Raw genomic sequence first — 26,605 nt, 5'->3', positions numbered from 1 at the left:
AGGTAAACTTACTATTCGCAGGCGATGGCGTTCGGCTGCGCCACTTTGATGATCGACGCAAGGCGCGCCGTGTCGTTGCCGTCGCCTTGCTCCACATACGGTTGATAGCTGTCGATGACGATGCGGGCACGCGCTTGCCAGCCGCAATTGTCGGCCTGGCGCGCGGGCACACGCAGCAGACGGCGTGCCTCGCCATCGTTGCTGAAACAAAACCACGCATCGTGCGTGGCGGCAGGGCGGGGCAAGCGGCCCCACTGCGCCTTGTCGGGCGCGAAGCAGACGCGGTTGCCGATGATTTGCAGGCTCATCTCGTCCGTGCGCGCGCTGTACTGGCCGTCGAGCACGATCGGTGGCTGCGCCTGTGCGGACAGGCAGGCGGTGGCCAGGAGGAGGGTGGCGGCAAGTTTCATGCGTTTCTTTCAGGGCTGGCAAGACGAAGAGCCAGTATAACCGCGAGCGCCGGAAACGAAAAAAGCCCATCCGTGAGGATAGGCTTTTTAGTACTGCGCATTCGTGGTAGGCCGTGCGGGATTCGAACCTGCGACCAACGGATTAAAAGTCCGCTGCTCTACCAGCTGAGCTAACGACCCGAAAGAGGCCGCATTATATATCAGTTGAAAAAGAATGCAAAGCATTCCTGCTAGAAAGTGCTGGCTTGCTAATGCAGGGCTGCCGTGAGTTTCAACACTTCATCGATGCTGGTCGTGCCATCGATGATTTTACGGGCGCCGGCGATGCGCAGCGGCGTCATGCCGTCGAGCAGACTCTGGCGGCGCAGCGCGTGCAGGTCGGCGCCGGCCTTGACCAGCTGGCCGAACGTTTCCGTCACGCTCAGCAGTTCGTAGATGCCGGCGCGCCCCAGGTAGCCGCTGTGCCGGCACAGGGCGCAGCCGACGGGGCGGTAGGCTTCGTGGGGGCGCTCCAGCTGGCCGCCCGTCAGGCGTTGCCATGCGGCGGCGCCCGGGGCGGCATCCAGCTGTTTGCAGTCCGGGCACAGGCAGCGCAGCAATCGCTGCGCCAGCACGCCGATCAGGCACGCTTCCAGCAGATAGGCGGGCACGCCCAGTTCCAGCAGGCGCATGACGGCCGAGGGCGCGTCATTGGTGTGCAGGGTCGACAGTACCAGGTGGCCCGTCAGCGCCGCCTGGATGGCCATCTCGGCCGTGGCCAGGTCACGGATTTCTCCCACCATGATGATGTCGGGATCTTGCCGCATCAGTGCCCGCACGCCATCGGCAAACGACAGTTCGATGCCGGCCTGGGTTTGCACCTGCATCTGGTTGAAGGCCGGCTCGACCATTTCGATGGGGTCTTCCACCGTGCACACATTGACTTCGCTGCTGGCCAGCGCCTTCAAGGTGCTGTACAGCGTGCAGGTCTTGCCCGAGCCGGTAGGGCCCGTCACCAGCACGATGCCGTGCGTGCGCGCCGTCAGCTGGCGCCAGCGTTCGGCATCCGCCGGCGGAAAGCCCAGGTCAAACAGGCTCTTGACGGCCACTTCCGGGTCGAAGATGCGCATGACGAGCTTTTCGCCGAAGGCCGTGGGCAAGGTCGACAGCCGCAGTTCGACTTCCTGGCCCTGCGCATTGCGCGTCTTGATGCGGCCATCTTGCGGGCGGCGCTTTTCCACCACGTCCATGCGCCCGAGCAACTTGATGCGCGCCGTCATGGCCAGCAGCACGACGGGCGGCAGCTGATAGGCCTGGTGCAGGCGGCCGTCGATGCGCAGGCGCACGAGGCCCGCGTCGCGCTTCGGTTCCAGATGGATGTCGGAAGCGCGCTGGGCAAACGCGTATTGCCACAGCCAGTCGACGATGCGCACCACGTGCTGGTCGTTGGCGTCCAGGCTGGTCTTGTTGCGCCCCAGTTCCACCAGCTGTTCGAAATTGTGGCGCAGCGCCAGGTCTTGCGTGGACGCTTGGCGGGCCACCTTGACGGAGCTGGCCAGGCTGAAAAATTGCGCGATGGCGTCGGCGATGTGCAGCGGGTTGGCGATGACCAGACTCAGCTTGCGTGGCGCAAGATTCCCCAGCTGCGCCTGCCAGGCGAGCGCATACGGCTGCGCCGTGGCGATGACGATGCGTTCCGGCGTGCTTTCCACTGGCAGGATGTTGAAACGGGCCGCATAGCCGGCCGTCATGACGTCGGCCACCTGGCTGAAATCGATGTGCAGGGGATCGATGTGCACATACGGCAAGCTGGAGCGTTGCGCCAGCCACGCGCACAGGGTGTCGAGCGTCAGTGCGCCGTGGGCGATGCTGCACAGCGGATGCATGGCCGGCGCGGGCAGCAGGGCGGCCTGGGCAGCGATGGCCGCCGCTTGCGCCGCATCGAGCATGCCGTCTTCCTGCAGCCAGGCCAGCAGTTGCGGCAGTGCCAGCGAGGTATTGGGAGAAGCGGGAGAGGGCGGATGGGAAGCGGGCATGGCCGGCGCCTTTCCTGGCTGCCGGCCTTGCCTGGATAAACCGGCGCTTACAGGGTGCTGACGATGCCCTTGACCCAGGATTTGGCGGGCAGCTTGGTCTCGGCGACGATCTGTTTTGCACGCTCGAGCAGGGCGGCTTGCGCCTCGGTATCGAGTGGCACTTTCGTCTTGAAAGCGATCGCCACCACGTTCCCATCATGGACTTCCGGCAGGCAGATCACCTGTTCAAACGCAAACTTCATCGCCTTGATGTTTTTCGCGTAGCTGGGATGGTCGCCGAACAGGTTGACCGTCATGATGCCGTGCGGCGCCAGGCAGGCGCAGCAGGCGGCATAGAAATCGGCGCTGTCGAGCACGGGACCGCGCGCCGTGGCGTCATACAGGTCCACCTGCAGGGCGTCCAGGGTGCCGTGATTGGCGTCGTCGTTGACATAGTCGAGCGCATCCATCTCGCGCACATGCAGGCGCTCGTCGTTGGGCGGCAGCTTGAACATCGATTCGCAGATGGTGATGACGGACGGGTTCAGTTCGATGGCCTCGACTTGCGCCTGCGGGAACTGGCGGTAGCAGAACTTGGTCAGCGCGGCCGTGCCCAGGCCCAGCTGGGCGAGACGCTGCGGTTGCTCGATCCACAGCATCCACGCCATCATCTGCTGCGCGTATTCCAGTTCCGGCCAGTCCGGCTTGCGGATGCGCATGGCGCCCTGCACCCATTCCGTGCCGAAATGCAGATAGCGCACGCCATCCATTTCCGACAGGGTGACAGGGGCGTAGCGGGGCTTGCGCGCGGGGCGCGAGGATTCGACTTGTTCGATGGATTTTCGTTTGATAAGCATAAGGCGGCCTGAAAGTGTGCCGCATTATAGCGTGCCATAAAAAATGCCGATCCTTAGGGATCGGCATTTTAATACGCCCAATACTGAGTTATTGCTGAGCTGGTTCGATCGATACGCGCAAGCGGATGCGCTCGCCCGGATCGTAGGACATGATGCTCGTGTAGTTGCGGCCGCGGTAGTCGTAGGTGACCTGGTAGCCATTGTTGCGCGATTCCCAGTGGTCGACCTGGCGGCATTGCTTGACGGCTTGTTCCTGCATGCCGCCCTGGTAATTGTTCTGGTTGTCGACACGGTCGCCGACGACGGCGCCGGCAATCGCGCCAGCGGCTGCCGCGGCCGTGCGGCCATTGCCGCCGCCGACCTGGCTGCCGAGCAGGGCACCGGCGATACCGCCGACGATGGAGCCGCCAGCGCTGCGCTGTTGCGGCGGCGCCTGGACTTGCACGTATTCCGTACGGCATTCCTGGCGTGGACGGTTGATCTGTTCCACTTGCGGCACGACGCGCACGACCTTGCCGAAATCTTCAAAGTCGGCGGCCTGGGCGAGTGGCAATGCACCGATACAAAGGGCTGACATCATCAATTTGGCTTGCAAGTTCATTTGTAACCTCGTTATCTAGAGAATCTTTCAGGGTATTTTTTACAACTTGGGACTATAGTAATCCCGCCAGGCCGGGACAAGTGTTTCGCCTAGCAACAAAATGTAACAGCCCAAGTCCCTTGCCCCACAGTCTGTAACATGCACTTTCAATCGATACAAGATGTTGAAATGACTTGAAACCAGCGGTTTGTAACAAATCTTGCGTTTGACATCATATTCGGGTTGATTCATGCAGGACAACACGTTACCCTAATACGCGTATGGCTTATATAAAATCGCACTGAATCGCATAAAAGTTGATACAGATCGAATCACCGCGTGCGCATTGACCCGCATGCGGGGATGCAATAAGAAGAGCAGCTAGAAGAGATCCATACATAACAGGTCGATTTGAGGGAAAAATGAGTTTGTTACTAACCGTGCCGCCCAACCTTGTCCAGTCCATCCGTGCCTTTCGCGTGACCGAATTACAAGACGAGGCGATCCGTCTCGGGCAGCACTTTTTATATGCGCATTGCAACGCTGGACAGACCAAACAACAAGTCATCGGCATTATTGCAGAAGCATTCCTGTTTCCGAAAAACCTGGCGAAAAATTTCGATGCCCTGCGCCTGTGCCTGACGGACACCATGTTCAAGGCCGGCACGCAGACGGGCTTTCTGGTGGTGCTCGAGCAATTGCCAAATACGCAAAAATTCGACAAGGAAGCGCGCGAGATCCTGCTCGACGTGTTCCGCGACGCGGCCGACTACTGGGCCGAGAAGAAAGTCCCGTTCCGCGTCTTCTATTCGTTCGAGTAAACACTTACTCACGTTGTGATGGCGTAAAATCAGCCTTTTTCCGGCTTGGCAGGCAGCATTGTCCGGCGCAAGCGCTTGTTGTGCGATCATGTTGCGACGCAACAATATCGCCGGCCTTTCTTGGTTCGCATCGCCATAGCGGGTACAATGCGCGCTATGAAAAATATCGTTATCCTCATTTCCGGACGCGGCAGCAACATGGAAGCGGTCGTACGCGCGGCGCAAGCCGAGCAATGGCCAGCCCGTATTGCCGCCGTCATCAGTAACCGGGCCGATGCCCTGGGATTGGTTTTTGCCGCGGAACATGGGATAGCGACCGCAGTCGTTGCCAACAAGGATTATGCCAGCCGCGAACAGTTCGATGCGGCGCTGCAAGCCGTGATCGACGGTTTTGCCCCCGACCTGGTCGTGCTGGCCGGTTTCATGCGCATCCTGACGCCGCCCTTCGTCGAGCATTACGCGGGGCGCATGCTCAATATCCACCCGTCGCTGCTGCCGCTGTTCCCGGGCATGGCGACGCACCGCCAGGCGCTCGAGGCTCGTGTAACGGAACACGGCGCGACCGTGCATTTCGTGACTGCCGAGCTCGATCATGGCCCCGCCGTGGCGAGCGCGAAAGTCGCCGTCTTGCCAGGCGACACAGAAGAGAGCTTATCGGCGCGCGTGCTGGTACAGGAACATCTGCTTTACCCGCGCGCCATCCGCCTGTTCATTGACGATAAACTGTCAGTCGAGCATGGCCAGGTCCGCGTGGACCCTCAATAAAATATTACAGAAAGAATAACAATGAGATTGCCACCAGCGATACTTGCCAATGCTGAAGAAGTATTGCGCGAAATTTTACGTTTCACGGCCCCGGCCGACACCACCCTGTCGCGCTATTTCCGCGACCATCCGCGCCTCGGTTCGCGCGAACGCGGCGCCATCGCCGAAGGCATTTATGCCGTCCTGCGCAACAAATCGTTCTTCACGGACTTCGCCGAAGCGGGCAGTGGCCCGACCATGCGCCGTTTGACCATCCTCGGCCTGGCCGAAGCCGTCGGTGCGGACTCCTTGGGCGGCCTGACGGAAGAAGAAGTGGAATGGCTGGAACGCATCACGCAGATCGACCGCAGCCTGATGCCGTCGAACATGCGCGCCAACATGCCGACCTGGCTGTTCGACAAGCTGATCGCCCAGTTCGGCGAAGCGGAAACCATGAAGCTGGCCGATGCGCTGAACGCGCCGGCGCCGCTGGACTTGCGCGTGAACTCGCTCAAGGCCACGCGTGACGACGTGATGCTGGCCCTGGCCGAAGCGCCGATCCTCAGCACGCCGACGCCGTTCGCGCCGCTGGGTTTGCGCGTGATCAAGAAGCCATCGCTGCAAAACCTGCCATTGTTCCAGAGCGGCGCCATCGAAGTGCAAGATGAAGGCAGCCAGATCCTGTCGCAGATCGTCGGCGCCAAGCGCGGCGAGATGGTCGTTGATTTCTGTGCCGGCGCGGGCGGCAAGACGCTCGCATTGGGCGCGCTGATGCGCAACACGGGCCGTTTGTACGCATTCGACGTGTCGGAAAAGCGTCTGGCCAAGCTGAAGCCGCGCATGGCCCGCAGCGGCCTGTCGAACGTGCATCCGGTGCAGATCGCGCATGAGCGCGATGCCAAGATCAAGCGCCTGGCCGGCAAGATCGACCGCGTGCTGGTCGATGCGCCATGTAGCGGCCTGGGCACCCTGCGCCGCAATCCGGACGTGAAATGGCGCCAGCAGCCGAATTCGATCGTCGAGCTGCAAGCCAAGCAGGCAGCCATCCTGGCTGGCGCGGCGCGCCTGGTCAAGGGCGGCGGCCGCCTGGTGTACGCCACCTGCAGCTTCCTGAACGAAGAAAACGATTTTATCGCCGAGCAATTCCTGGCGGCCCATCCGGACTTCACCCTGGTGCCGATGAGCAAAGTGCTGGCCGAGCAGAAGATCGAGCTGGAAATGGGCGACTACCTGAAATTGTTGCCGCATCTGCACCAGACCGACGGCTTCTTCGCCGCCGTGTTCGAGCGCAAGGTCATGCCGAAAAAAGTCTACGCCGATAAAAAACCGGCCGACGACGTTGACGCTGAGCCAGCCGAATAAGTTTGTCACCGGCCATCGCTGCAGCATCGCAGCGGTGGCCATGCACTTGTGCCAGCCAGTCTGGTGCACGCTGTGGGCACCTCGCCCGGTTATTTTCCCGCACCACCTTCCAGACTCCATCCGCCATGAATGAAACCCCGCTGCTCAACCTGATCACTGATTTTGTCGACGATTTCCGTCAGCCGGCCATTTTGTGGCAGGCGCTGGTCATCGTCGGCTGCCTGGCCCTGAGCTGGCTGCTGGTGCGGCAGTTGCGCGTGTTCCTGCACCAGCGGGCGGAAGCGGCCGCCACGCCGGCCACGCCGGAAACCTTGCAGCGCACCGATAGTTTTATCCGCATCCTGACGCCTGTGCTGGCGGCCATGCTGCTGGGCATTGCGCAGCATTTCCTGGCCAAGTTCCAGTCGGTGAACTTACTCAGCATCGCCATCCCCCTGTGCACGTCGATGGCGCTGGTGCGCTTCGGTTTTTATGTGCTTCGCCGCATTTTTGCCCGCCATGGCGACATCAGCCCCACAATGTTGTTGTTGGAAAAGATCTTCACGGTCGTGGTGTGGGCCGGCATGGCCCTGTACATCACGGGCCTGTGGCCGGAACTGCATGCCTTCCTGGAAAGCATCGTCGTACCGCTGGGACGCAACAAGGTGTCCGTGGCTGCCATCTTGCAAGCCGCTATTTCCGTAGCCGTGCTGCTGGTGCTGGCCATGTGGGCCGGCACATCGCTCGACGAGCGCCTGATGAAAATGCAGGGCCTGCACACTTCCTTGCGCGTGGTGCTGTCGCGCATGGGACGCGCCGTGCTGATCCTCGTTTCCGTGCTGGTCAGCCTGTCGCTGGTGGGCATCGACCTGACGGTACTGTCCGTATTTGGCGGCGCTTTCGGCGTGGCGCTGGGTTTCGGCTTGCAAAAGATCGCCGCCAACTTTGTTTCCGGTTTCATTATCCTGCTCGACCGCAGCCTCACCATCGGCGACATGATCACGGTGGGTCAATTTACGGGCAAGGTCACGCAGATCAATACGCGCTATACTGTGTTATTGGGTGGCGATGGGGTTGAATCCATCGTGCCCAATGAAATGCTGATTTCCGGCGGCGTGCAGAACATGTCGCTGAGCAACCGCATGGTCTGGCTGTCGACGGCCGTGTCGGTGGGTTACGAAACGGACCTGGACGTCATCTTCCCCTTGCTGGAAGCGGCGACCGCCAAGGTGCCGCGTGTGTCGCAAAGCAATCCGCCATCGGCCACCCTCGTGCGTTTCGGCGCCGACGGCCTCGATGTGCAGATCGGCTTCTGGATCGCGGATCCGGAAAACGGCACGGGCGGCGTGAAGTCGAATGTGAACCGCGCCATCTGGCGCACCTTGCAGGAACATAAGGTCACTGTACCGTTTCCGCAACGCGAATTGCGTATTGTTGGTACGCCTCCTGCCCCGCTCTCCAGCGCGGCAGACGGTGAGTCCGCGCCATCCGGCACCCAGCCTTAACCTCGCTGCCTGCCTCCGATTTTGCCTGATAGCACCCATTAGGGCGTACAATCACGCCTAAAATTAACTCTGCCGGACCTCCAGAGTCACTGGAGCGACCGTGCCACGCCCTGTCCACTTGGAGTAGTAGTAATGACATTGAGTTCCGTTTTACACGACGTTTTGCAGTTCATGGCAACTGGCATTACCGATCTGTCCGCATGGCAAGTTTTCCTGTACACCATGGTGGTTACCCACATCACGATCGCCAGCGTCACGATTTACCTGCACCGCCACCAGGCCCACCGCGCGCTGGAATTGCATGCGCTGCCCAGCCATTTCTTCCGTTTCTGGCTGTGGCTGACGACGGGCCAGGTCACCAAGGAGTGGGCGGCCATCCACCGCAAGCACCATGCCAAGTGCGATACGGAAGAAGATCCGCACAGTCCCGTGACGCGCGGCATCAAGAAAGTGTTCTGGGAAGGCGCCGAGCTGTACCGCGCTGAATCGAAGAACATGGAAACCATGGCCAAGTACGGCCACGGCACGCCGACGGACTGGATCGAGCGCAACCTGTACACCAAATACAGCTGGCTGGGCGTGGTATCGCTGTTCGTCATCAATTTCGTGTTGTTCGGCGTGATCGGCATTTCCGTGTGGGCCGTGCAAATGATGTGGATTCCGATCACGGCCGCCGGCATCATCAACGGCATCGGCCACTACTGGGGCTACCGCAACTACGATTGCGCCGACGCGGCCACCAACATCATTCCTTTCGGCATCCTGATCGGCGGCGAAGAGTTGCACAACAATCACCATACGTATGCGACGTCGGCCAAGCTGTCGTCGAAATGGTATGAAATCGATATCGGCTGGGCGTACATCCGCGCGCTTGAAATGCTGGGCCTGGCCAAGGTGAAAAAGCTGGCGCCGGAACCGAAGTTCTCGCACGGCAAGCTGGAAGCGGACTTCGAGACATTGCAGTCGGTCATCGCCAACCGTTATGATGTGATGGCCAAGTACGCGAAATCGATCAAGCATGCCTGGAAGGAAGAGCTGGAACACCTGAAACACAAGGCGGAACTGGAAAAGCGCTTCCTGAAGTCGTCGCGCAAGCTGATGCAGCGCGAACCGGGCAAGCTGGCCGATGCGCACCACGAACAGTTGTCGGAACTGTTCCAGCACAGCAAGGCGCTGGAAACCATGCACCACATGCGCGTGGAACTGGGCGCCATCTGGGAGCGTTCGCACTTTACGCGCGAGCAGTTGCTGCAAAAACTGCAAGACTGGTGCACGCGCGCCGAAGCGTCGGGCATCAAGTCGCTGCAGGATTTTTCCTTGCGCCTGCGCAGCTATGCCTGAGTAAGCTGCCGCAACATATCAAAGCCCTGGTTTCCAGGGCTTTTTTTTCGTTCTGACAAACGGGAGAGGGAAGGGCGTAAAAATCAGGGCGAAAAAAAACCGCTCATCGGAGCGGCTCTTTTTACAGAACACAAGATCAATTACTTGATTTTGGTTTCTTTGTACGTTACGTGCTTGCGTGCTTTAGGATCGAATTTCATGATCTCCATTTTCGCAGGCGTCGTACGCTTGTTTTTGGTAGTCGTGTAGAAGTGACCCGTACCGGCGGTCGATTCTAACTTGATTTTGTCGCGGCCTGATTTTGCCATGATAGCTCCCTTATTCTGCTAATTAGACTTTTTCGCCACGAGCGCGCATATCGACCAATACGGCGTCGATGCCGACTTTATCGATGACGCGCAGACCGGCGTTGGACAAACGCAGGGAGACCCAGCGGTTTTCAGATTCAACAAAAATACGACGATTCTGCAAGTTAGGCAAAAAACGACGTTTGGTTTTGTTGTTTGCATGGGAAACATTGTTGCCGACCATCGGCTTCTTCCCAGTGACTTGGCAAACACGTGCCATGGCGCACTCCTTAAAGATATTCCAAATTGGAAAAACGAGAGTATATCCAAAATAAGCAGATTTATCAATGACTTGCGAAAAACAATTGTGTCGTGTTGTATTGAAATAATTTAACAATTTAACTTTTACCTTCCCTCATAGGGGAAAGCACTTGTAAACAGCGTTGTTTACTGCTAGACAAGCCTGTTGCCGTTGTCACGTATGTCCTTGTTTACACATGGTTAACTGCGGTGGAGCGGGCTCTGGCCTAGATTTGCCCATGTTCCGCGAACGAATGCACTTGCCGCCCTGCCACGACGAAATGGTCGAGGATGCGCACGTCCACCAACGACAACGCTTGCACCAGTGCGCGCGTCAGTAATAAATCCGATTCGCTGGGCTCGGGCGTGCCGGATGGGTGATTGTGCGCCAGCATGACGCTGGCCGCGTTGTGCAGCAGCGCCTGCTTGACCACTTCGCGCGGATACACACTGGTGTGGGTGAGGGTACCGCGAAACATTTCCTGGCTGGTGATCAGGCGGTTCTTGACGTCCAAAAACAACACGTGGAATGCTTCATGCGCCAGGTGGCCCAGGGTCAGGCGCAAGTAATCTTTCACCGCGTGCGGCGAATTGAGGGCCTGGCCCGCCTGCAAATCCTCAATGATGGCGCGCCGCGCCAGTTCCAGCACGGCTTGCAGCTGAGCAAACTTGGCGCTGCCCATGCCATGCACGGCGGAAAAACTCACGAGGCTGGCGCCAAACAGGCCCCGCAAGGAACCGAAGTGCTCGACCGTATCGCGCGCCAGCTCCACGGCGCTCTTGCCGCGCACGCCCGTGCGCAGGAATACGGCCAGCAATTCCGCGTCCGACAGCGATTGCGCGCCATCCTCGATCAGGCGTTCGCGCGGCCGTTCGCCGGCCGGCCAATCCTTGATGCCCATGTTGCCTCCCCGGTGCGCTCAGCTGGTCGTGGCGCCTGCCGATGATTGTCGCGCCTTCCCCGGGCGGCCATGCTGCGCTAGCTCGTCTTTATGTCAGGTCATGCTAAAAAAACAAAAGCCAATATGCCCGGCCCGGTTATTTTCAGGCGCTATCATTTGCCTGTCGTTGCATTCCATGCAAGTTTCAGCGACGGGGAGTCAGGGCCCTGAACTCAATGTCTTCCACTTGTTTTACAGGAGTCGTCATGCCGTACATCAAAGTTATCAATGGAGTCATGCAAGAGTTCAACGCCGCCGGCGTCAATACGGGCAAGGTCAGTGGCATCGGCCTCAATTCGCACGCGTATCTGGAGCGCCGTCAATGGAGCGCTACCGCACCGTTGACGCCGGACGTGGAGAATCCTGATTACAGCACGGATTTGCCTTATCTTGCGGCCAACGGCTTCAAGTACATCCAGGTGATGGTGGCGCCATTTAACGGCAGAGTGGCTAAAGGTACGGGCCATCAGGTCTGGGACCACGTTGTCGGAAATCCAACGTTTGCAACCGATAACACGCTACTCGCGCTCAATATCAATCCCGAATACTGGGAGGCGGTGCAGGCGCTGCTCGATTGCGCGCTGGCCAATGGCATCGGCATCATCGCCTGCCCATTCTGGAATCCTTACGCCGTGCCGGAGTTGGTAGGGGAAGCGGGCGCTACGGGAGCCACGCCGCCCGAGCACGATGCCGCCGCGCGCGCCGCACTGCTCAATCCACAATCGAAAACACGCCGCTACATGCGTGCTTTTGCCAAGGCTTTTGCGCAGCGCTACAGCAACCACGCTGGCATCGCTGCCTGGATGGCCGCGCAGGAATTGAAGGGGGTAACCGAGATTGACTTGAATGCCGCCCGTGAAATCATCCAGGAGACGGCGCAATTGCTGCGTGACAACGATGCCCTGGCGCGGATGATTTCCTCTGGTAATGCAGGAATCCCCGCTTATATACCGCACAAGGGAACCCTCGAACAATACATCGCGGAAACCCTGCCATTGATGAATCCGGATCCGGTCGACTGTATTTGTGAAAACCTGTTCTTGAATAATGAATATGTCAGCAGCGCCCTGGATGGAAGCGCGGATTTGCCCGCTGATTTTATTTCCTCCTCGCTCGCCTATCTGCAAGTGATGCAGCGTGCGGCCCATGCCTTGGGCAAGCCGTATTACCTTGGCAGCTTTTGCTTATCGGAAGAGCAAGAGAAAGCGTTGCAAGATACCGAACGGCAAGACAACCTGCATGCCTTGTTGAGCGCCATACGCCGTACGGGCGTGCAACTGGCGTGTTATTGGGCCTGGAATGCGGGGGCAACCATGGACAGCAAAGGCATGAACCTGGTACAGACGCCGACGTTCAGTAACAAACGCAAAGCTGTCTGGGACGCCTTGCGCGGCGAAGATGCCATGCGTCCGGCACCGCCCAAGCCCTGTTTCGGCGTGACGAAGACCTTGCAATTCCAGCCTGGTTTGATGTTGACCGTGCCGTCGTCCGTGCGCTACGAGAGCGGGGATTTTTCGCTGTCGTATTGCATCCGGCAACAGGCAATCTCCTCGATCAAGGATCTAGAACTGGCTTTCATCAAGCGCCAATCGAATATGAAGGGCTGGGCGCTTCTGCAAAAATTTACGACCGGGGAGAGTGGTATCAACACCTTCCTGCATTTATGGGATAACGACGGGTTTGGTGGCCTAGGTGCCAACAGCAATGGGCACGGTGCGAAAGTGGATATCGCCAACCGCTGGCTGCGCTGCACCTACACCGCCAAGCATGATGGACGCATCAGCCTGTATGTGGATGATTTCCTCATGTATCAGAGTTTGCAAAACATGGCGCCGCCATTCTTGAATGCTACCGGCACACCCCTCCTGATCGGTCGCCCCGTGCACGCGCTGGAGCAGGGCACGCCCTCCTGGCAGTTGTCGGACGTCATTTTGTACGACCGCGTGCTGACGCCCAAGGAAGTGTATGACTATGGTCAGTATGGCATCGTGAACCGGCCCGTGGGGCGCTGGAAGCTTGACGGCAACCTGGAAGACAGTTCCGGCTTTGGCAATCACGCCACCTCGCCTGGCCAGTTGGTGTACGTCAATGTCGGATAAGTGAAAGGGCCCGCGGCCATGTTTTTTGACAAAAGCATGGCCGCGCCGAGATGGCATGGGGCGCGCTGGCTCAGGGTGGCTTACAATATCGTTTTGCACCAGTTACTTGAAAACCACTATGTCCAACGAGCAACCAGCAGTCGTCACCGAAGCGGCTTACCTCACCCTGCATTATCGTCTTGCTACTGTTGACGGTACTGATATTGTCACTACCTTCAGCGGAAATCCCGCGACCTTGATGCTGGGACAGGGCCAACTGGCGCCATTCCTTGAGCAGCGTTTGCTGGGCTTGCCTGAAGGCACGCACCAGACGTTCGAGCTGGCGGCGGGCGAAGGCTTTGGCGAGCGCAATCCCGAGCTGGTGCAATCTGTCTCGCGCGCGACGCTGGACGAGAACTCGGTGCCTGGTGCCGACTACAAGATCGGCGATTTGGTCGACTTCGCCGCGCCGGGCGGCGGCCGCTTTGCCGGCGTATTGCGCGAACTGCGCGACGACTCGGCCCTGTTCGACTTCAATCATCCGCTGGCGGGTCAGCCGCTGCGTTTTGAAGTCAAGCTCATTTCGGTCCTGTAAGGAGTAGCGATGGATAAAGAACTGTTACTGGCCCAGCCCCGCGGTTTCTGCGCTGGCGTCGACCGGGCGATCGAAATCGTCGAACGCGCCTTGCAGCAATTTGGCGCACCGATCTATGTGCGTCATGAAATCGTCCACAATGCCTATGTGGTGGCCGACTTGCGCAACAAGGGCGCCATCTTCATCGACGACCTCGATGACGTGCCTGCTGGCAATACGCTCGTGTTTTCCGCCCATGGCGTGTCGAAAGCCGTGCGTGCCGAGGCGGAGTCGCGCGGCCTGAGCATTTTTGACGCGACTTGCCCGCTCGTTACCAAGGTGCACATGGAAGTGGGCAAGATGCGCCGCGAAGGCCGCGAGATCATCATGATCGGCCACGATGGCCATCCCGAGGTCGAAGGCACGATGGGCCAGGCCGATATGGGCATGCATCTGGTGGAAACGCTCGACGATGTGGCGAAATTGCAGGTCGCCAATCCGGAGAGCCTGGCCTATGTTTCGCAAACAACGTTGTCAGTTGACGACACTAGCGACATTATTGCGGCCTTGAAAGCGAAATATCCGAATATCGCCGAGCCGAAAAAAGGCGACATTTGCTACGCCACCACGAACCGCCAGGAAGCCGTCAAATTCATGGCGCCGCTGGTGGAAGTGGTGATCGTCGTGGGCAGCCCGAACAGCTCGAATTCGAACCGCCTGCGCGAAGTGGCAGACAAGATGGGCACGCCTGCTTACATGGTCGACAATGCCTCGCAGATCGATCCCGCCTGGCTGGAAGGCAAGCTGCGCGTGGGTGTGACGGCTGGCGCCTCGGCGCCCGAGGTGCTCGTGCAAGCCGTCATCGACCGCTTGAAAGAGTGCGGCGTGAAGAGCGTGCGCCCGCTTGACGGCGTGCAGGAAGCCGTCACGTTCCCGATGCCGAAAGGCCTCGATGGCATCAAGCGCGACGTCGCCTGAGTCTGTACGGCTGTTGAGTATCGATGAAATAGTTACCTCAAAACCGAATTTAATTCGGAAATGATCGTTTTATTCCAAGTTTAGTTTTTGCAAAAGATCGTTATGATTGCCTCAAGCTTGAATATGTTGTCGTTATGACTAAGCGAGGTCACGCCCGTTTTGAGTGCGTGCACCATGCTGGTGAGAACGGTCCAGGGATGGCACTGCAGGAATTCTTCCTCCGGTGCCGTTTTTGTATCAGCGACCCGTGTTCTGGCGGAAGTTGTTCCCGAAAAATGCATATTTGATAGGGCAATCATGGATACATTCATCCAGCAGATTATTAACGGCTTGGTGTTGGGCAGCATGTATGCCTTAGTCGCCCTCGGTTACACCATGGTGTACGGCGTGCTGAACCTGATCAACTTCGCCCACGGCGACGTGCTCATGATCGGCGCCATGGTGGGCTTGACCATCCTCAAGCTGCTGGGCATTTATGTGCCGGACTGGCCCGGCTATCTGAAACTGGCCACGGCCATCCTCGGTGCCATCCCCATCTGTATTCTGGTCAACATCATCATCGAGCGGGTCGCCTACCGCCGCCTGCGCAACGCCCCCCGCCTCGCCCCTCTGATTACCGCCATCGGCGTCTCCATCCTGCTGCAAACCTTCGCCATGATGATCTGGACGCGCAATCCCTTGCCCTTCCCGCAATTGCTGTCGACCGACCCTATCAACATAGGCGGCGCCGTGATTTCGCAAACGCAAGTGCTGCTGCTGGCCCTGGCCGCGCTGTCGATGGGCGGATTGGTGTTGCTGGTGGAAAAAACCCGCATGGGCCGCGCCATGCGCGCCACGGCGGAAAACCCCCGCGTGGCAGGGCTGATGGGCGTCGATTCCGACAAGGTCATCGTGGCCACCTTTGCCATCGGCGCCGCGCTGGCGGCCGTGGCGGGCGTGATGTGGGGCGCCAACTATGCCTCCATTCAATTTTCCATGGGTGCCATTCCCGGCTTGAAGGCGTTCTGCGCGGCGGTGCTGGGCGGCATCGGCAATATCTACGGCGCCATGCTGGGCGGAATCTTGCTGGGCATTATCGAGAGCCTGGGTGCCGGCTATATCGGCGACATCACGGGCGGCTTCCTGGGCAGCCATTACCAGGATATCTTTGCCTTCGTCGTGCTGATCATCGTGCTGACCCTGCGCCCGTCCGGCATCATGGGCGAACGCGTGGCCGACCGTGCCTGATGTGAAACTGGGAGATTAAACCATGGCACTACTCGATTTCGACGCAAAAAAGAATCCCGCCAAGGCCTACGCCGGCATGCTGGGCCTGGCCGCGCTGCTGGTGGTGTTCCCGTTCTTTGCCGCCCAGTTCGGCAACTCGTGGGTACGCATCATCGACATGGCCTTGCTGTACATCATGCTGGCCCTGGGCTTGAACATCGTCGTCGGCTTTGCCGGCCTGCTCGACCTCGGCTACATCGCCTTCTATGCCGTGGGCGCCTATCTGACGGCCTTGCTGGCGTCGCCCCAGTTCGCCATCCTGCTCGAATCGGTGGTGAATCAATATCCGGTGCTGGGCGAGACCCTGGTGCAGCTGATGGGGCCGGAAATCCGCGAAAACGGCATCCATTTGTCGATCTGGATCATCGTGCCGCTGGCCGCTGCCGTGGCGGGCCTGTTCGGGGCCCTGCTGGGCGCGCCTACGCTCAAGTTGCGCGGCGACTACCTGGCCATCGTCACCCTGGGCTTTGGCGAGATCATCCGCATCTTCATGAACAATTTGAATGACCCGATCAACTTCACGAATGGGCCGCAGGGCATCAATCTGATCGACCCGATCCGCATCTTCGGCGTCAATCTGGCGGGCGAGGCGGGCACCAACAGCACCGTCACGGTGGCCGGCTTTTCCATGCCGTCCGTGAACGCCTATTACTTTTTGTTCCTGTTCCTGTGCATCGCTGTTGTGTTCGTCACCAAGCGCCTGCAGCATTCGCGCCTGGGCCGTGCCTGGGTGGCCATCCGCGAAGACGAGATCGCCGCCAAGGCCATGGGCATCAATACGCGCAACGTCAAATTGCTGGCCTTTTCCATGGGCGCCTCGTTCGGCGGCGTGGCCGGCGCCATGTTTGCCTCGTTCCAGGGCTTTGTCTCGCCGGAATCGTTTTCCTTGACGGAATCGATCGCCGTGCTGGCCATGGTGGTGCTGGGCGGCATCGGCCACATTCCCGGCGTGATCCTCGGCGGCGTGATCCTCGCTTCGATACCGGAAGTGTTGCGCCACGTGGTGGAACCGGCCCAGCAGGCGCTGTTCGGCCATGTAGTGATCGAGGCGGAAGTATTGCGCCAGTTGCTGTACGGCCTGGCCATGGTCTTGATCATGCTCAACCGTCCTGCGGGCCTGTGGCCATCGCCGAAGCACGAGGACCGGCCCGACCACGACGTCGACCAGCCCAACAAATCCACCGGCGTCGTGTCCGCTTAAGGGAGGGATAGCATGAGCGAACAGATCATTCTCAATATTGCCGGCGTGAATAAACGTTTTGGCGGCTTGCAGGCGCTCACCGACGTGGGCATCACCATCCGGCAAGGCCAGATCTATGGCTTGATCGGCCCGAACGGGGCCGGCAAGACGACGTTTTTCAACGTGATCACGGGCCTGTACCAGCCCGACACGGGCACTTTCGAGCTGGCCGGCAAGCCGTATTCACCATCCGCGCCGCACAAGGTGGCCAAGGCGGGTATTGCGCGTACCTTCCAGAACATCCGTTTATTTGGCGACATGACGGCGCTGGAAAACGTCATGGTGGGACGTCATGTGCGCTCGCATCAGGGCGTGTTCGGCGCCATCTTCCGCCACAAGGCGGCGCGCGAGGAAGAGGCGTCGATCCGCACGCGGGCCATGGAGCTGCTCGACTTCGTCGGCATCGCCCAGTTCGCCAGCCGCACGGCGCGCTTCCTGTCGTACGGCGACCAGCGGCGCCTGGAAATTGCCCGCGCGCTGGCCACCGACCCGCAACTGCTGGCGCTCGACGAGCCGGCGGCCGGCATGAACGCGACGGAAAAGCTGGCCCTGCGCGAGCTGCTGGTGAAAATCAAGGCTGAAGGAAAGACCGTGCTGTTGATCGAGCACGACGTGAAACTGATGATGGGACTGTGCGACCGCATCACGGTGCTCGAGTATGGCAAGCGCATCGCCGAAGGCTTGCCGGCCGAAATACAACAGAACCCGGCCGTCATCGAGGCTTATCTGGGAGGATCGCACGCATGAGTAACGATGGCTTGAACAAGAATGTATTGAAGGTATCGGGCCTGCACGTGGCCTACGGCGGCATCAAGGCCGTGAAAGGCATCGACCTGGAAGTGAACGAGGGCGAGCTGATCGCCTTGATCGGCGCGAACGGCGCCGGCAAGACGACGACCTTGAAAGCCATCACGGGCACTTTGCCGGCCTGCAAGGTCGAAGGTACGATCAGTTACCTGGGCGAATCACTCAAGGGGACGAAATCGTTTCATTTGGTGGAAAGAAAACTGGCCATGGTGCCGGAAGGGCGGGGCGTGTTTACCCGCATGTCGATCCGCGAAAACCTCATGATGGGCGCTTACACGCGCACGGACAAGGCCGGTGTCGAGGACGATATCGCCAAGTGGTTCGACGTGTTCCCGCGCCTGAAGGAACGGGCGGCGCAGATGGCCGGCACTTTATCGGGCGGCGAGCAGCAGATGCTGGCCATGGCGAGGGCCTTGATGAGTCATCCGAAATTGCTGCTGCTCGACGAGCCGTCGATGGGCCTGTCGCCCATCATGGTCGAGAAAATCTTCGAGGTAATCCGCAAGGTGTCGTCCGAAGGCATCACGATCTTGCTGGTCGAACAGAATGCCCGTTTGGCCCTGCAAGCGGCGCACCGCGGCTATGTGATGGATTCCGGCCTGGTCACCATGGGTGGCAACGCGGCCGCCATGCTCGATGACCCGCGCGTGAAGGCGGCGTATCTGGGCGAGTAAGCGCGCATAAAAAATGCCCCAGCTGGGCTGGGGCATAATGGCATCCGTCGGGGAAGTACGGGATGGATGCCTGGAGGAGCTAGTGCAGCGGACCGCCGTAGCGGTCGCGCAGGAATTACTTGGCGGCAGCGCGTGGCACGACTTTTTCAGCTGCTTGCGTGAACTGGTTCACGGCCGATGCCAGGTTCGCTTCGATGGCTTCGACGGCTTGCTTGCTGGTTTTCGAGAATTGCTCGTAGCCTGCGTTGGCGTTGCCGATGGCGCTTTTCAGGATGGCGACGGCGTTTTCCGAACCGGCTGGCGCGTTCTTGGTAACTTCTTCCACCAGCGAAATTACCTTGCGGTTGGTTTCAGCGATTTGCGATTCAGCTGCTTTGCTGAACTCGGCTTGGGTGCCGGACGTGATGGCAGCCAGGTGACGGCCGTAAGCGATGGCTTTTTCGGCGCTAGGCTGGGCTTGAGCAGCGCTCAGCGAGAAGAATTCTTGTGGATCTTTTGCCGACAGCAATTGCTTGGCGGCGGCGGTCGATTCTTCCAGGGTCGCTTTGGCGGCGGTCAGGTTCAGTTCGACGATCTTTTCGATGCCTTCGAAGGCTTTGCCCGTCAGCGACGAGAACAGGGCGAATTGGGCTTCCAGGTTGGCTTTGGTAGCGGACGAAAATTGCTCAGGAATTGAAAACATATAAATCTCCAAAAAATCGAAATCTGGTTAATTTGATGCTGCGTGTACCGTTTGGGAAAGCAGGTGAATCTAAATTTTTCAAGCTGAACAAGAATTGTGCAACGCAACAAACCCTATTCTACGGTTAAAAAAAACGAAGTCAAGCGTTTCTTGTGCGATGCAACAATTGAATAGATTTGCATCAAAAGTCATTGTTTCTAAAGAGAAATATTTGATTTCTAGGTGTCAATGGTTTATGCCTAAACTATCATTTCCAGCGGCTACGGGGACGATCGCGGCGCAGCATGCTAGACTTTGCCTCCCGCACTGGCGCAGCGCTCCGGTGCCGATCCTGTTTCCCGAGTTGATACCATGTCCAATCTTCCCGCCGCGGCTGGCGCCAGCGGCAAAGCCTCTTTTCTGACCACTCTGACGCCGATGGCCTTGCCTGGCTTCTTTGTGTTGTTATGGAGCACAGGTTTTATCGTCGCCAAGTTCGGCCTGCCGTACGCGCCCCCGCTGACCTTTTTGCTGCTGCGCTTCCTGGGTGTGCTGGTGATCCTGCTGCCGCTGGTGCTGCTGTTGCGCGCGCCGTGGCCCGTGGGACAGTTCCGCCAGATCGCCGTGGCCGGCATCTTGATGCAAGCGGGCTATCTGGCCGGCGTCTGGTGCGCCATCAAACTGGGCATGCCGGCTGGCCTGTCCGCCCTGATCGTGGGCATGCAGCCCGTGTTGACGGCCTGCGCCGCACCGCTGATCGGTGAATCCGTGCGCCCGCGCCAGTGGCTGGGCCTGTTCTTCGGCTTGCTGGGCGTGGCCCTCGTCGTGTATGCGAAGATCAACCTCGTGGGCCTGACCGTGGAAAGCGTGCTGCTGTGCGTGTTCGCCCTGCTGTCGATGACGGCAGGCACCATGTACCAAAAACGCCACTGTCCGCAATTCGACTTGCGCACCGGCACGGTGGTGCAGTTTGCCGCCTCCATCGTCGTGGTCTTGCCATTCGCCCTGTATTACGAAGGGCTGGACCTGCATTTCAGCAATGTGCAATGGACGGCGAATTTCATCGGCGCCTTGCTGTGGTCGGTACTCGTGCTGTCCATCGGCGCCATCTTCCTGCTGTTCGCCCTGATCCGCCGCAGCGACGCCACGAAAGTGACGGGCTTGCTGTACCTGACGCCGCCCACGACGGCCGTGATGGCCTGGCTGATGTTTGGCGAAGCATTCAATATGCTGGGCATCGCCGGCATGCTGGTGGCCGTGGTTGGCGTGGTGTTTGTCGTCAAGAAGTAGAGAGCAGGAGAGCAGGGCAGTGAACCAGCAAGCATCTGAAACACAGGCGGCGCAGCAAACCGTCGACGCCGTCATTCTGTCGCGTCGTTCGATTCGCGCCTTTTTGCCCACGCCGGTGGCGCAGGACGATATCGCGCGCATCCTGGAAGTGGCGGCGCGCGCGCCCTCGGGCGCCAACATGCAGCCGTGGAAAGTGTATGTGCTGTCGGGCGAGGCGCGCGCGCGCCTGTCGCGCCGCATCCTCGACGTCTATGCCGCACCGAAGGCGCCCGATGCGCCCGCGCGCACGGCGTCATATATCTATTACCCGCGCCAGTGGACGGCGCCGTTTATCGAACGCCGCCGCAAGATCGGCCTGGACCTGTATCAGCTGCTGGGCCTGGAGCGGGGCGATACGGTTGGCATGGCTGCCCAGCATGGACGCAATTTCCAGTTTTTCGATGCGCCCGTCGGCCTGATCTTTACCATCGAACGGGTGCTGGAACAGGGTTCCTGGCTCGACTACGGCATGTTCTTGCAAAATATCATGCTGGCGGCGCGCGCGCGCGGGCTCGACACGTGCCCGCAGGCGGCCTTCATCCATTACCATGACATCATTCGCGACGAACTGGGCGTGCCGGCCAGCGAAATGGTGGTGTGCGGCATGGCCCTTGGCTATGCCGATCCGGACAAAATCGAGAACCGCCTGAGCACGGAACGCGAGCCGCTGGCCGGCTTTGTTAAATTCATGGACAAATAGGCATTACTGGCGATGCGCACAGGCAAATAGCCGATTAAGGATGAGCTTGTTTGCTGATCGCCAACGATTTGTATTTCAGTACTGCAATAAATACTGTCGTAACTGTTAAATAGGCTTGCGATTACTCTGCATTTCGCTACACTGCAATAAGGCAACAGCTTCACGGGGAATTATCGAATGGCTAAGTTTAAACTTGCGCTGGGTGTCCTGGCTTCCCTGCTGTTTGCACTGGCGCCGGCTGCGGCCGTGCACGCCAAGGAAGCGAACGGCAAATCCTCAGCCTCCAAGAAACACAACACCAAGAAAGTCAAAGTCGTGCTGCGCAAGGGCGCGACGGCCGCGCCGCGCGAAAAGAGCGTGCGCCGGGTCGTCATGGTGCGCGGCAAACGCAAGGTCATCTATCAAAAAATCAGCAGCGTGGCCGTGCCCATGGCCGCACCGATGCCCACCATGGGCGACCTGGCCGGCCTGAACCTCACGCGCGATCCGCTCGACCTCAAGTCGAGCGTGGCGCTGGTGCTGGACCAGGCCAATTCGGAAGTGCTGTTTGAAAAGAATTCGAATGTCGCCCTGCCCATTGCCTCCATCACCAAGATGATGACGGGCCTGGTGGTGGTCGAAGCGCACCAGGACATGGATGAATTGCTGACGATCACGGACGAGGACGTCGACCGCGCCAAGTTCAGCAGCTCGCGCCTGAAAGTGGGCTCGCAATTGACGCGCGCGAATATGCTGCACATCGCCCTGATGAGCTCGGAAAACCGGGCCGCCTCGGCGCTGGGCCGCAATTATCCGGGCGGCTTGTCGGCGTTTGTCGACGCCATGAACAGCAAGGCGCGCCAGCTGGGTATGATGGATACGCATTACGTCGATTCCAGCGGCCTGTCGAAAATGAACGTGGCCAGCGCGCGCGACCTGGGCAAGCTGGCCATGGCCGCCTTCCGCCATCCGCTGCTGCGCGAGTACTCGACGGACCCGAAAGCCATCGTCGAAGCCAGCGGCCAGCCCATGCAGTTTGGCAATACGAATCACCTGGTGGCCAACCCGGGCTGGGAGATCGGCTTGCAAAAGACGGGCTTCATCAATGAGGCGGGACGTTGCTTGATGATGCAGGCCGTCATCGAAGGACGGGCCGTGATCATGGTCTTCCTCGATTCCAAGGGAAAACAGTCGCGCACGGCCGATGCGGGGCGCATGCGCAAGTGGCTGGAAGCCCTCAAGCCTGCCAACATGAGTCTGCCAGGCGGATAAAAGAAACAGGGCGGCGTTGCTGCCCTGTTTTTTAGTCTTGCGGGATAAAACCCAGGGTGACGGAAATCTGGTTGGCCGTTTCCACCAGGTCCACCAGCCACTCATCCTGCAGGCGGTCGGCTGGCGCCGAGATCGACAGGCCCGCGATCAGCTTGCCGGAATCGTCGCGGATGCCGGCGGCCATGCAGCGCACGCCCAGTTCCAGCTCTTCATTGTCGCGCGCATAGCCGCGTTCGCGTACCAGGCTCAGTTCGCGCTCGAGTTTTTGCAGATCCGTGATGGAATTCTTGTTGTGCCCGGCCAAGCCCGTGCGCGTGGCGTAAGCACGGATGGCTTTCGGCTCATCGACGGAGAGGAACAGCTTGCCGGTCGAGGTCAGGTGCAGCGGGCCGCGGCCGCCGATGGCGCGCACCACCTGCATGCCCGAGCGTTCGGAAAAGGCGCGGTCGATGTAGACGATCTCGTCGCCCTGGCGCACGGACAGGTTGATCGTTTGCTGGGTTTTCTTGTGCAGCTGGCGCATGAAGTCCAGCGCCGCTTCGCGCACGCTGAGGCGGCTTTTCACCACATTGCCCAGTTCCAGCAGGCGCATGCCCAGCCGGTACGTGCCCGGTTCGATGCGGTCGACAAAACGCGTCAGCACCATGTCGTTGAGGATGCGGTGCGCCGTCGAGGGGTGCAGGCCCGATACTTTGGACAATTCCTTCAGGCTGACCGGGTCGGAATATTTGGCCAGGGCATCGAGCAGGGCGACCATGCGTTCGATCACCTGGATCGTCGTCTTCGGGGCAGCGACCGGTTCAATTTTCATGATGGATTTGGTGCAATGCAGTATTCATGCTTCTTTATACCATGATGTGAAAAAATAGTGAAATGTTCCGAGATATTCAGCGAATAAATTGTCACAATTCTCATATTGGCCCTCATAATTGGCGGCTGGACGTACTTGGAACCCTGGAAAACTATGCAACCTGTGAATGAATTCAAGAGCAAAAGCGGCTTGAAACGGATTTTTTCCGCCTTTTTCTACTCGCTCGATGGCTTGAAGGCGGCCTGGCGCCACGAACATGCGTTCCGCCAGGAGCTGGGCCTGTTCGTCGTCGGCACCGTGATCGCCTTGCTGCTGCGCATTTCCGCGTTTGAAAAGCTGGTGCTGATCGGCGTGCTGCTGCTGGTGCTGATCGTCGAACTGATCAATTCGGCAATCGAAGCCGTGGTTGACCGCATTTCGCTCGAACGCCATCCGCTGTCGAAAAACGCCAAGGATTTCGGCAGCGCCGCTGTGCTGCTGACGTGCATCCTGGCCTTCGCCACCTGGGCCGTTGTATTGTTTAACCGCTTTTATTAGGCACTAAATCCCCGTTGCGCGTCGCCTATATGCGGAAATCGCATATCAAACGGCGAAACGCTTCGTTCTCTTTGCGGCCATGGCGCCGTAATCTGGTGGCTCTGCAAGTTCAACCATACGGGGATCTTAGATGCTGTCGAAAAAAATCATCATTGCCGCCGCCATCAGCGCGTTTGCCCTTTTGCAAACGGCGCAGGCTGCCGATATCACCCTGCTCAACGTGTCGTACGATCCGACGCGCGAGCTGTACCAGGATGTGAATACGGCATTTGCCAAGGAGTGGAAAGGCAAGACGGGCGACAACGTCAAGATCAAGCAATCGCACGGCGGTTCCGGCAAGCAGGCGCGCGCCGTCATCGATGGTCTGGAAGCGGACGTGGTCACCCTGGCCCTCGCCTACGACATCGATGCGCTGGCCGAGCACAAGCTGCTGGCCGGCGACTGGCAAAAGCGTTTGGCGCACAACAGCTCGCCTTACACCTCGACCATCGTGTTCCTGGTGCGCAAGGGCAACCCGAAAGGCATCAAGGATTGGAACGACCTGATCAAGCCGGGCGTGTCCGTCATCACGCCGAACCCGAAAACTTCGGGCGGCGCCCGCTGGAACCATCTGGCAGCCTGGGGCTATGCGTTGCGCCAGCCGGGCGGCAATGAAGCGAAGGCCAAGGATTTCCTCGGCAAACTGTACAAGAACGTGCCCGTGCTCGATTCCGGCGCGCGCGGCGCCACCACCACCTTCGTCGAGCGCGGCATCGGCGACGTGCTGATCGCCTGGGAAAACGAGGCTTATCTGGCCGTCAAGGAACTGGGCCCGACCAAGTTCGACATCATCACGCCATCCGTCAGCATCCTGGCCGAGCCGCCTGTCGCCGTCGTCGACAAATTTGCCGACAAGCATGGTACGCGCAAGGTGGCCGAGGCTTACCTGAACTACCTGTACACGGATGAAGCGCAAGACATCATCGCGAAAAATTACTACCGTCCGGCAACGGACAAGGCGGCGAAGAAATACGCGTCGCAGTTCGCCAAGGTCAACCTGTTCACCATTGAGCAAGTGGCTGGCGGCTGGACGGCCGCACAGAAGGCGCACTTTGCCGATGGCGGCATCTTCGACCAGATCTACCAGCCCAAGTAATACCGGATGGCACGATTGCCAGACCGTTACTAAAAGGACACATCATGGCGCTGCGCAGCTTTTCTGATTACCGGGTACTGATCATGCCGGGCTTGCATAACAGCGGTCCCGAACACTGGCAGAGCCGCTGGCAGCGCCTGTATCCGCAATTCGAGCGGGTCGAACAGGACGACTGGAACGCGCCCGACCTGGCCACCTGGTCGGCGCGTCTGGACCAGGTGCGGCGGCAGGATGCGCGCCCGACCCTGATCGTCGCCCACAGCTTCGGCTGCCTGACGACGGCGCACAGCCTGGCCCGCGACCCGCAAGGCGTGGCCGGCGTGTTGCTGGTGGGGCCGGCCGATCCGGACAAGTTTGGCGTGGCGAAGGCATTGCCGCAAAAGCGGCTGCCTTGCCCCGGCATCCTGATCGCCAGCCAGACCGATCCGTGGATGACGGCCGAACACGCGGCGCAATGGGCACGGCGCTGGAATTGCAAGTATATTGATGGCGGTGCGCTGGGCCATATCAACGCCGAGTCGCGCCTTGGCGACTGGGTCTACGGCCAGGCGCAATTGCAAACGCTGTTTGATCTGGCGCAAAGCGACAAGCGCCACCGTCAGGCAGCCTGATTCGACGAATTCGATTGCCACATAACCTCACAGGAGATCACGATGACTTTACGCCTGGGCGATGTCGCCCCTGATTTTGAACAAGACAGCTCGATCGGTCCGCTCAAGTTCCATGAGTGGGCTGGCAATTCCTGGGTGGTGCTGTTCTCCCACCCGGCCGACTTTACCCCCGTGTGCACGACGGAACTGGGCCTGACGGCCAAGCTCAAGCCCGAATTCGACAAGCGCAACGTGAAGGCCATCGCCCTGTCCGTGGACGCGGCCGACTCGCACAAGAGCTGGATCAAGGATATCGAAGAGACGCAAAACACGGTCGTGGGCTTCCCCATCATCGCCGACGTGGACAAGAAAGTGTCGGTGCTGTACGACATGATCCACCCGGAGCAATCCGTCACGGCCACCGTGCGCTCCGTCTTCATCATCGACCCGAACAAGAAAGTACGGCTGATCCTCACGTATCCGCTGAGCACGGGCCGCAACTTCAATGAAATCCTGCGCGTCATCGACGCCCTGCAACTGACGGACGGCTACACGGTGGCCACCCCAGGCAACTGGAAAGACGGCGACGACGTCATCATTCCATTGACCGTGCAAGACCCGGACGTGATCAAGCAGAAGTATCCGAAGGGCTTTACGGCAGCGAAACCTTATCTGCGCCTCACGCCGCAGCCGAACAAGTAAGAGCACCGAAAAAACGTCCATGGCGTTGTTGCATTGCCTCGCCGTACATTCGTACTGTCTTCGGCAACGCGCCTAGCCCTGAACGTTTTGTTCGGCACTCTTGTTTTCATAAAAACGCACCTGTCCGGTGCGTTTTTTTTCGTCCGCAGAT

The 26,605-nt window shown here is 59.4% G+C and carries 28 protein-coding genes and 1 tRNA gene; 19 read left to right on the top strand and 10 right to left on the bottom strand.

Annotated elements, in window-relative coordinates; translation table 11 throughout:
- Positions 1–11: 11 nt before the first annotated feature.
- The 5 genes from VM94_RS25860 to VM94_RS25840 form a co-directional block, all read right to left on the bottom strand.
- Positions 12–410 carry a hypothetical protein gene (locus VM94_RS25860; protein ID WP_046686008.1) on the bottom strand — a complete coding sequence of 133 codons (399 nt, stop codon included), beginning with the start codon at positions 408–410 and terminating at the stop codon, positions 12–14.
- A gap of 104 nt (positions 411–514) precedes the next feature.
- Positions 515–590: transfer RNA gene (locus tag VM94_RS25855), tRNA-Lys, on the bottom strand.
- Positions 591–658: 68 nt separating this feature from the next.
- Entirely contained in the window at positions 659–2,425 is a 1,767-nt protein-coding gene (locus VM94_RS25850) for a GspE/PulE family protein (RefSeq protein ID WP_046686007.1), read from the bottom strand.
- Positions 2,426–2,472: 47 nt separating this feature from the next.
- The gene (locus tag VM94_RS25845) at positions 2,473–3,261 is read right to left on the bottom strand and encodes a spermidine synthase (RefSeq protein WP_046686006.1); all 789 of its coding nucleotides are present in this window, start codon (positions 3,259–3,261) and stop codon (positions 2,473–2,475) included.
- Between the two features lie 88 nt (positions 3,262–3,349).
- On the bottom strand, positions 3,350–3,862 hold the full coding sequence (locus VM94_RS25840; protein WP_034785134.1) for a glycine zipper 2TM domain-containing protein: 513 nt from the start codon (positions 3,860–3,862) through the stop codon (positions 3,350–3,352).
- A 401-nt stretch (positions 3,863–4,263) separates the two neighbouring features.
- Between VM94_RS25840 and VM94_RS25835 the strand changes: the two genes are divergently transcribed.
- From VM94_RS25835 to VM94_RS25815, 5 genes are all read left to right on the top strand, one after another.
- The gene (locus VM94_RS25835; RefSeq protein ID WP_034747450.1) at positions 4,264–4,662 is read left to right on the top strand and encodes a barstar family protein; all 399 of its coding nucleotides are present in this window, start codon (positions 4,264–4,266) and stop codon (positions 4,660–4,662) included.
- 156 nt (positions 4,663–4,818) lie between these two features.
- A complete protein-coding gene (gene purN, locus VM94_RS25830) occupies positions 4,819–5,427 on the top strand; it encodes a phosphoribosylglycinamide formyltransferase (protein WP_046686005.1) in 609 nt (202 codons plus the stop codon).
- A gap of 21 nt (positions 5,428–5,448) precedes the next feature.
- Complete coding sequence (locus tag VM94_RS25825) at positions 5,449–6,768, top strand: RsmB/NOP family class I SAM-dependent RNA methyltransferase (protein WP_046686004.1); 1,320 nt, start codon at positions 5,449–5,451, stop codon at positions 6,766–6,768.
- A 125-nt stretch (positions 6,769–6,893) separates the two neighbouring features.
- Positions 6,894–8,252: a mechanosensitive ion channel family protein gene (locus VM94_RS25820; RefSeq protein ID WP_046686003.1), complete on the top strand. Its 1,359-nt coding sequence runs from the start codon at positions 6,894–6,896 to the stop codon at positions 8,250–8,252.
- Positions 8,253–8,384: 132 nt separating this feature from the next.
- Positions 8,385–9,593, top strand: a complete 1,209-nt coding sequence (locus VM94_RS25815; protein WP_046686002.1) for a DesA family fatty acid desaturase — start codon at positions 8,385–8,387, stop codon at positions 9,591–9,593.
- Between the two features lie 140 nt (positions 9,594–9,733).
- On the opposite strand, the gene rpmG is transcribed toward VM94_RS25815, so the two are convergent.
- From rpmG to radC, 3 genes are all read right to left on the bottom strand, one after another.
- Positions 9,734–9,901, bottom strand: a complete 168-nt coding sequence (gene rpmG, locus VM94_RS25810; protein ID WP_010400929.1) for a 50S ribosomal protein L33 — start codon at positions 9,899–9,901, stop codon at positions 9,734–9,736.
- Between the two features lie 22 nt (positions 9,902–9,923).
- Complete coding sequence (gene rpmB / locus VM94_RS25805) at positions 9,924–10,160, bottom strand: 50S ribosomal protein L28 (RefSeq protein ID WP_010400928.1); 237 nt, start codon at positions 10,158–10,160, stop codon at positions 9,924–9,926.
- Between the two features lie 247 nt (positions 10,161–10,407).
- Positions 10,408–11,082: a RadC family protein gene (gene radC, locus VM94_RS25800; protein ID WP_046686001.1), complete on the bottom strand. Its 675-nt coding sequence runs from the start codon at positions 11,080–11,082 to the stop codon at positions 10,408–10,410.
- A 245-nt stretch (positions 11,083–11,327) separates the two neighbouring features.
- Here radC and VM94_RS25795 point away from each other — a divergent pair, with 245 nt between their 5' ends.
- From VM94_RS25795 to VM94_RS25760, 7 genes are all read left to right on the top strand, one after another.
- Entirely contained in the window at positions 11,328–13,220 is a 1,893-nt protein-coding gene (locus VM94_RS25795) for a DUF4038 domain-containing protein (protein ID WP_046686000.1), read from the top strand.
- Between the two features lie 118 nt (positions 13,221–13,338).
- Positions 13,339–13,794 carry an FKBP-type peptidyl-prolyl cis-trans isomerase gene (locus VM94_RS25790; protein WP_034747468.1) on the top strand — a complete coding sequence of 152 codons (456 nt, stop codon included), beginning with the start codon at positions 13,339–13,341 and terminating at the stop codon, positions 13,792–13,794.
- A gap of 9 nt (positions 13,795–13,803) precedes the next feature.
- A complete protein-coding gene (gene ispH, locus VM94_RS25785) occupies positions 13,804–14,751 on the top strand; it encodes a 4-hydroxy-3-methylbut-2-enyl diphosphate reductase (RefSeq protein ID WP_034747471.1) in 948 nt (315 codons plus the stop codon).
- A 297-nt stretch (positions 14,752–15,048) separates the two neighbouring features.
- Entirely contained in the window at positions 15,049–15,978 is a 930-nt protein-coding gene (locus VM94_RS25775; RefSeq protein WP_034747477.1) for a branched-chain amino acid ABC transporter permease, read from the top strand.
- Between the two features lie 22 nt (positions 15,979–16,000).
- Complete coding sequence (locus tag VM94_RS25770; RefSeq protein WP_046685998.1) at positions 16,001–17,218, top strand: ABC transporter permease subunit; 1,218 nt, start codon at positions 16,001–16,003, stop codon at positions 17,216–17,218.
- A gap of 12 nt (positions 17,219–17,230) precedes the next feature.
- Entirely contained in the window at positions 17,231–18,004 is a 774-nt protein-coding gene (locus tag VM94_RS25765) for an ABC transporter ATP-binding protein (RefSeq protein WP_046685997.1), read from the top strand.
- A gap of 11 nt (positions 18,005–18,015) precedes the next feature.
- On the top strand, positions 18,016–18,738 hold the full coding sequence (locus VM94_RS25760; RefSeq protein WP_138829074.1) for an ABC transporter ATP-binding protein: 723 nt from the start codon (positions 18,016–18,018) through the stop codon (positions 18,736–18,738).
- Between the two features lie 115 nt (positions 18,739–18,853).
- On the opposite strand, the gene VM94_RS25755 is transcribed toward VM94_RS25760, so the two are convergent.
- On the bottom strand, positions 18,854–19,420 hold the full coding sequence (locus tag VM94_RS25755) for a phasin family protein (protein WP_046685995.1): 567 nt from the start codon (positions 19,418–19,420) through the stop codon (positions 18,854–18,856).
- A 351-nt stretch (positions 19,421–19,771) separates the two neighbouring features.
- Here VM94_RS25755 and VM94_RS25750 point away from each other — a divergent pair, with 351 nt between their 5' ends.
- The 3 genes from VM94_RS25750 to pbpG all read left to right on the top strand — a co-directional run bounded on the left by VM94_RS25750 (position 19,772) and on the right by pbpG (position 22,679).
- A complete protein-coding gene (locus tag VM94_RS25750) occupies positions 19,772–20,689 on the top strand; it encodes a DMT family transporter (RefSeq protein WP_046685994.1) in 918 nt (305 codons plus the stop codon).
- A gap of 19 nt (positions 20,690–20,708) precedes the next feature.
- Positions 20,709–21,428: a nitroreductase gene (locus VM94_RS25745; RefSeq protein ID WP_046685993.1), complete on the top strand. Its 720-nt coding sequence runs from the start codon at positions 20,709–20,711 to the stop codon at positions 21,426–21,428.
- 177 nt (positions 21,429–21,605) lie between these two features.
- Positions 21,606–22,679, top strand: a complete 1,074-nt coding sequence (pbpG, locus tag VM94_RS25740; RefSeq protein WP_046685992.1) for a D-alanyl-D-alanine endopeptidase — start codon at positions 21,606–21,608, stop codon at positions 22,677–22,679.
- 31 nt (positions 22,680–22,710) lie between these two features.
- On the opposite strand, the gene VM94_RS25735 is transcribed toward pbpG, so the two are convergent.
- Positions 22,711–23,490: an IclR family transcriptional regulator gene (locus VM94_RS25735; protein WP_046685991.1), complete on the bottom strand. Its 780-nt coding sequence runs from the start codon at positions 23,488–23,490 to the stop codon at positions 22,711–22,713.
- Between the two features lie 153 nt (positions 23,491–23,643).
- Here VM94_RS25735 and VM94_RS25730 point away from each other — a divergent pair, with 153 nt between their 5' ends.
- From VM94_RS25730 to VM94_RS25715, 4 genes are all read left to right on the top strand, one after another.
- Positions 23,644–24,027, top strand: a complete 384-nt coding sequence (locus VM94_RS25730) for a diacylglycerol kinase (protein WP_035821531.1) — start codon at positions 23,644–23,646, stop codon at positions 24,025–24,027.
- 130 nt (positions 24,028–24,157) lie between these two features.
- Positions 24,158–25,162: a sulfate ABC transporter substrate-binding protein gene (locus VM94_RS25725; RefSeq protein ID WP_046685990.1), complete on the top strand. Its 1,005-nt coding sequence runs from the start codon at positions 24,158–24,160 to the stop codon at positions 25,160–25,162.
- Between the two features lie 44 nt (positions 25,163–25,206).
- On the top strand, positions 25,207–25,773 hold the full coding sequence (locus VM94_RS25720) for an RBBP9/YdeN family alpha/beta hydrolase (protein WP_046685989.1): 567 nt from the start codon (positions 25,207–25,209) through the stop codon (positions 25,771–25,773).
- 42 nt (positions 25,774–25,815) lie between these two features.
- Positions 25,816–26,454, top strand: a complete 639-nt coding sequence (locus tag VM94_RS25715) for a peroxiredoxin (protein WP_046685988.1) — start codon at positions 25,816–25,818, stop codon at positions 26,452–26,454.
- The last annotated feature ends 151 nt before the right edge of the window (positions 26,455–26,605 follow it).

It is taken from the genome of Janthinobacterium sp. KBS0711, from assembly GCF_000988085.1.
Lineage (GTDB): Bacteria > Pseudomonadota > Gammaproteobacteria > Burkholderiales > Burkholderiaceae_D > Janthinobacterium > Janthinobacterium lividum_E.
This window is presented reverse-complemented; position numbering and strand designations above follow the sequence as displayed.

Excerpts from the sequence above, each read along its gene's own strand:
- VM94_RS25860 (WP_046686008.1), bottom strand. The coding sequence starts at position 410 with ATGAAACTTGCCGCCACCCTCCTCCTGGCCACCGCCTGCCTGTCCGCA.
- VM94_RS25850 (WP_046686007.1), bottom strand. The coding sequence starts at position 2,425 with ATGCCCGCTTCCCATCCGCCCTCTCCCGCTTCTCCCAATACCTCGCTG.
- VM94_RS25845 (WP_046686006.1), bottom strand. The coding sequence starts at position 3,261 with ATGCTTATCAAACGAAAATCCATCGAACAAGTCGAATCCTCGCGCCCC.
- VM94_RS25840 (WP_034785134.1), bottom strand. The coding sequence starts at position 3,862 with ATGAACTTGCAAGCCAAATTGATGATGTCAGCCCTTTGTATCGGTGCA.
- VM94_RS25835 (WP_034747450.1), top strand. The coding sequence starts at position 4,264 with ATGAGTTTGTTACTAACCGTGCCGCCCAACCTTGTCCAGTCCATCCGT.
- purN (WP_046686005.1), top strand. The coding sequence starts at position 4,819 with ATGAAAAATATCGTTATCCTCATTTCCGGACGCGGCAGCAACATGGAA.
- VM94_RS25825 (WP_046686004.1), top strand. The coding sequence starts at position 5,449 with ATGAGATTGCCACCAGCGATACTTGCCAATGCTGAAGAAGTATTGCGC.
- VM94_RS25820 (WP_046686003.1), top strand. The coding sequence starts at position 6,894 with ATGAATGAAACCCCGCTGCTCAACCTGATCACTGATTTTGTCGACGAT.
- VM94_RS25815 (WP_046686002.1), top strand. The coding sequence starts at position 8,385 with ATGACATTGAGTTCCGTTTTACACGACGTTTTGCAGTTCATGGCAACT.
- rpmG (WP_010400929.1), bottom strand. The coding sequence starts at position 9,901 with ATGGCAAAATCAGGCCGCGACAAAATCAAGTTAGAATCGACCGCCGGT.
- rpmB (WP_010400928.1), bottom strand. The coding sequence starts at position 10,160 with ATGGCACGTGTTTGCCAAGTCACTGGGAAGAAGCCGATGGTCGGCAAC.
- radC (WP_046686001.1), bottom strand. The coding sequence starts at position 11,082 with ATGGGCATCAAGGATTGGCCGGCCGGCGAACGGCCGCGCGAACGCCTG.
- VM94_RS25795 (WP_046686000.1), top strand. The coding sequence starts at position 11,328 with ATGCCGTACATCAAAGTTATCAATGGAGTCATGCAAGAGTTCAACGCC.
- VM94_RS25790 (WP_034747468.1), top strand. The coding sequence starts at position 13,339 with ATGTCCAACGAGCAACCAGCAGTCGTCACCGAAGCGGCTTACCTCACC.
- ispH (WP_034747471.1), top strand. The coding sequence starts at position 13,804 with ATGGATAAAGAACTGTTACTGGCCCAGCCCCGCGGTTTCTGCGCTGGC.
- VM94_RS25775 (WP_034747477.1), top strand. The coding sequence starts at position 15,049 with ATGGATACATTCATCCAGCAGATTATTAACGGCTTGGTGTTGGGCAGC.
- VM94_RS25770 (WP_046685998.1), top strand. The coding sequence starts at position 16,001 with ATGGCACTACTCGATTTCGACGCAAAAAAGAATCCCGCCAAGGCCTAC.
- VM94_RS25765 (WP_046685997.1), top strand. The coding sequence starts at position 17,231 with ATGAGCGAACAGATCATTCTCAATATTGCCGGCGTGAATAAACGTTTT.
- VM94_RS25755 (WP_046685995.1), bottom strand. The coding sequence starts at position 19,420 with ATGTTTTCAATTCCTGAGCAATTTTCGTCCGCTACCAAAGCCAACCTG.
- VM94_RS25750 (WP_046685994.1), top strand. The coding sequence starts at position 19,772 with ATGTCCAATCTTCCCGCCGCGGCTGGCGCCAGCGGCAAAGCCTCTTTT.
- pbpG (WP_046685992.1), top strand. The coding sequence starts at position 21,606 with ATGGCTAAGTTTAAACTTGCGCTGGGTGTCCTGGCTTCCCTGCTGTTT.
- VM94_RS25735 (WP_046685991.1), bottom strand. The coding sequence starts at position 23,490 with ATGAAAATTGAACCGGTCGCTGCCCCGAAGACGACGATCCAGGTGATC.
- VM94_RS25730 (WP_035821531.1), top strand. The coding sequence starts at position 23,644 with ATGCAACCTGTGAATGAATTCAAGAGCAAAAGCGGCTTGAAACGGATT.
- VM94_RS25725 (WP_046685990.1), top strand. The coding sequence starts at position 24,158 with ATGCTGTCGAAAAAAATCATCATTGCCGCCGCCATCAGCGCGTTTGCC.
- VM94_RS25720 (WP_046685989.1), top strand. The coding sequence starts at position 25,207 with ATGGCGCTGCGCAGCTTTTCTGATTACCGGGTACTGATCATGCCGGGC.
- VM94_RS25715 (WP_046685988.1), top strand. The coding sequence starts at position 25,816 with ATGACTTTACGCCTGGGCGATGTCGCCCCTGATTTTGAACAAGACAGC.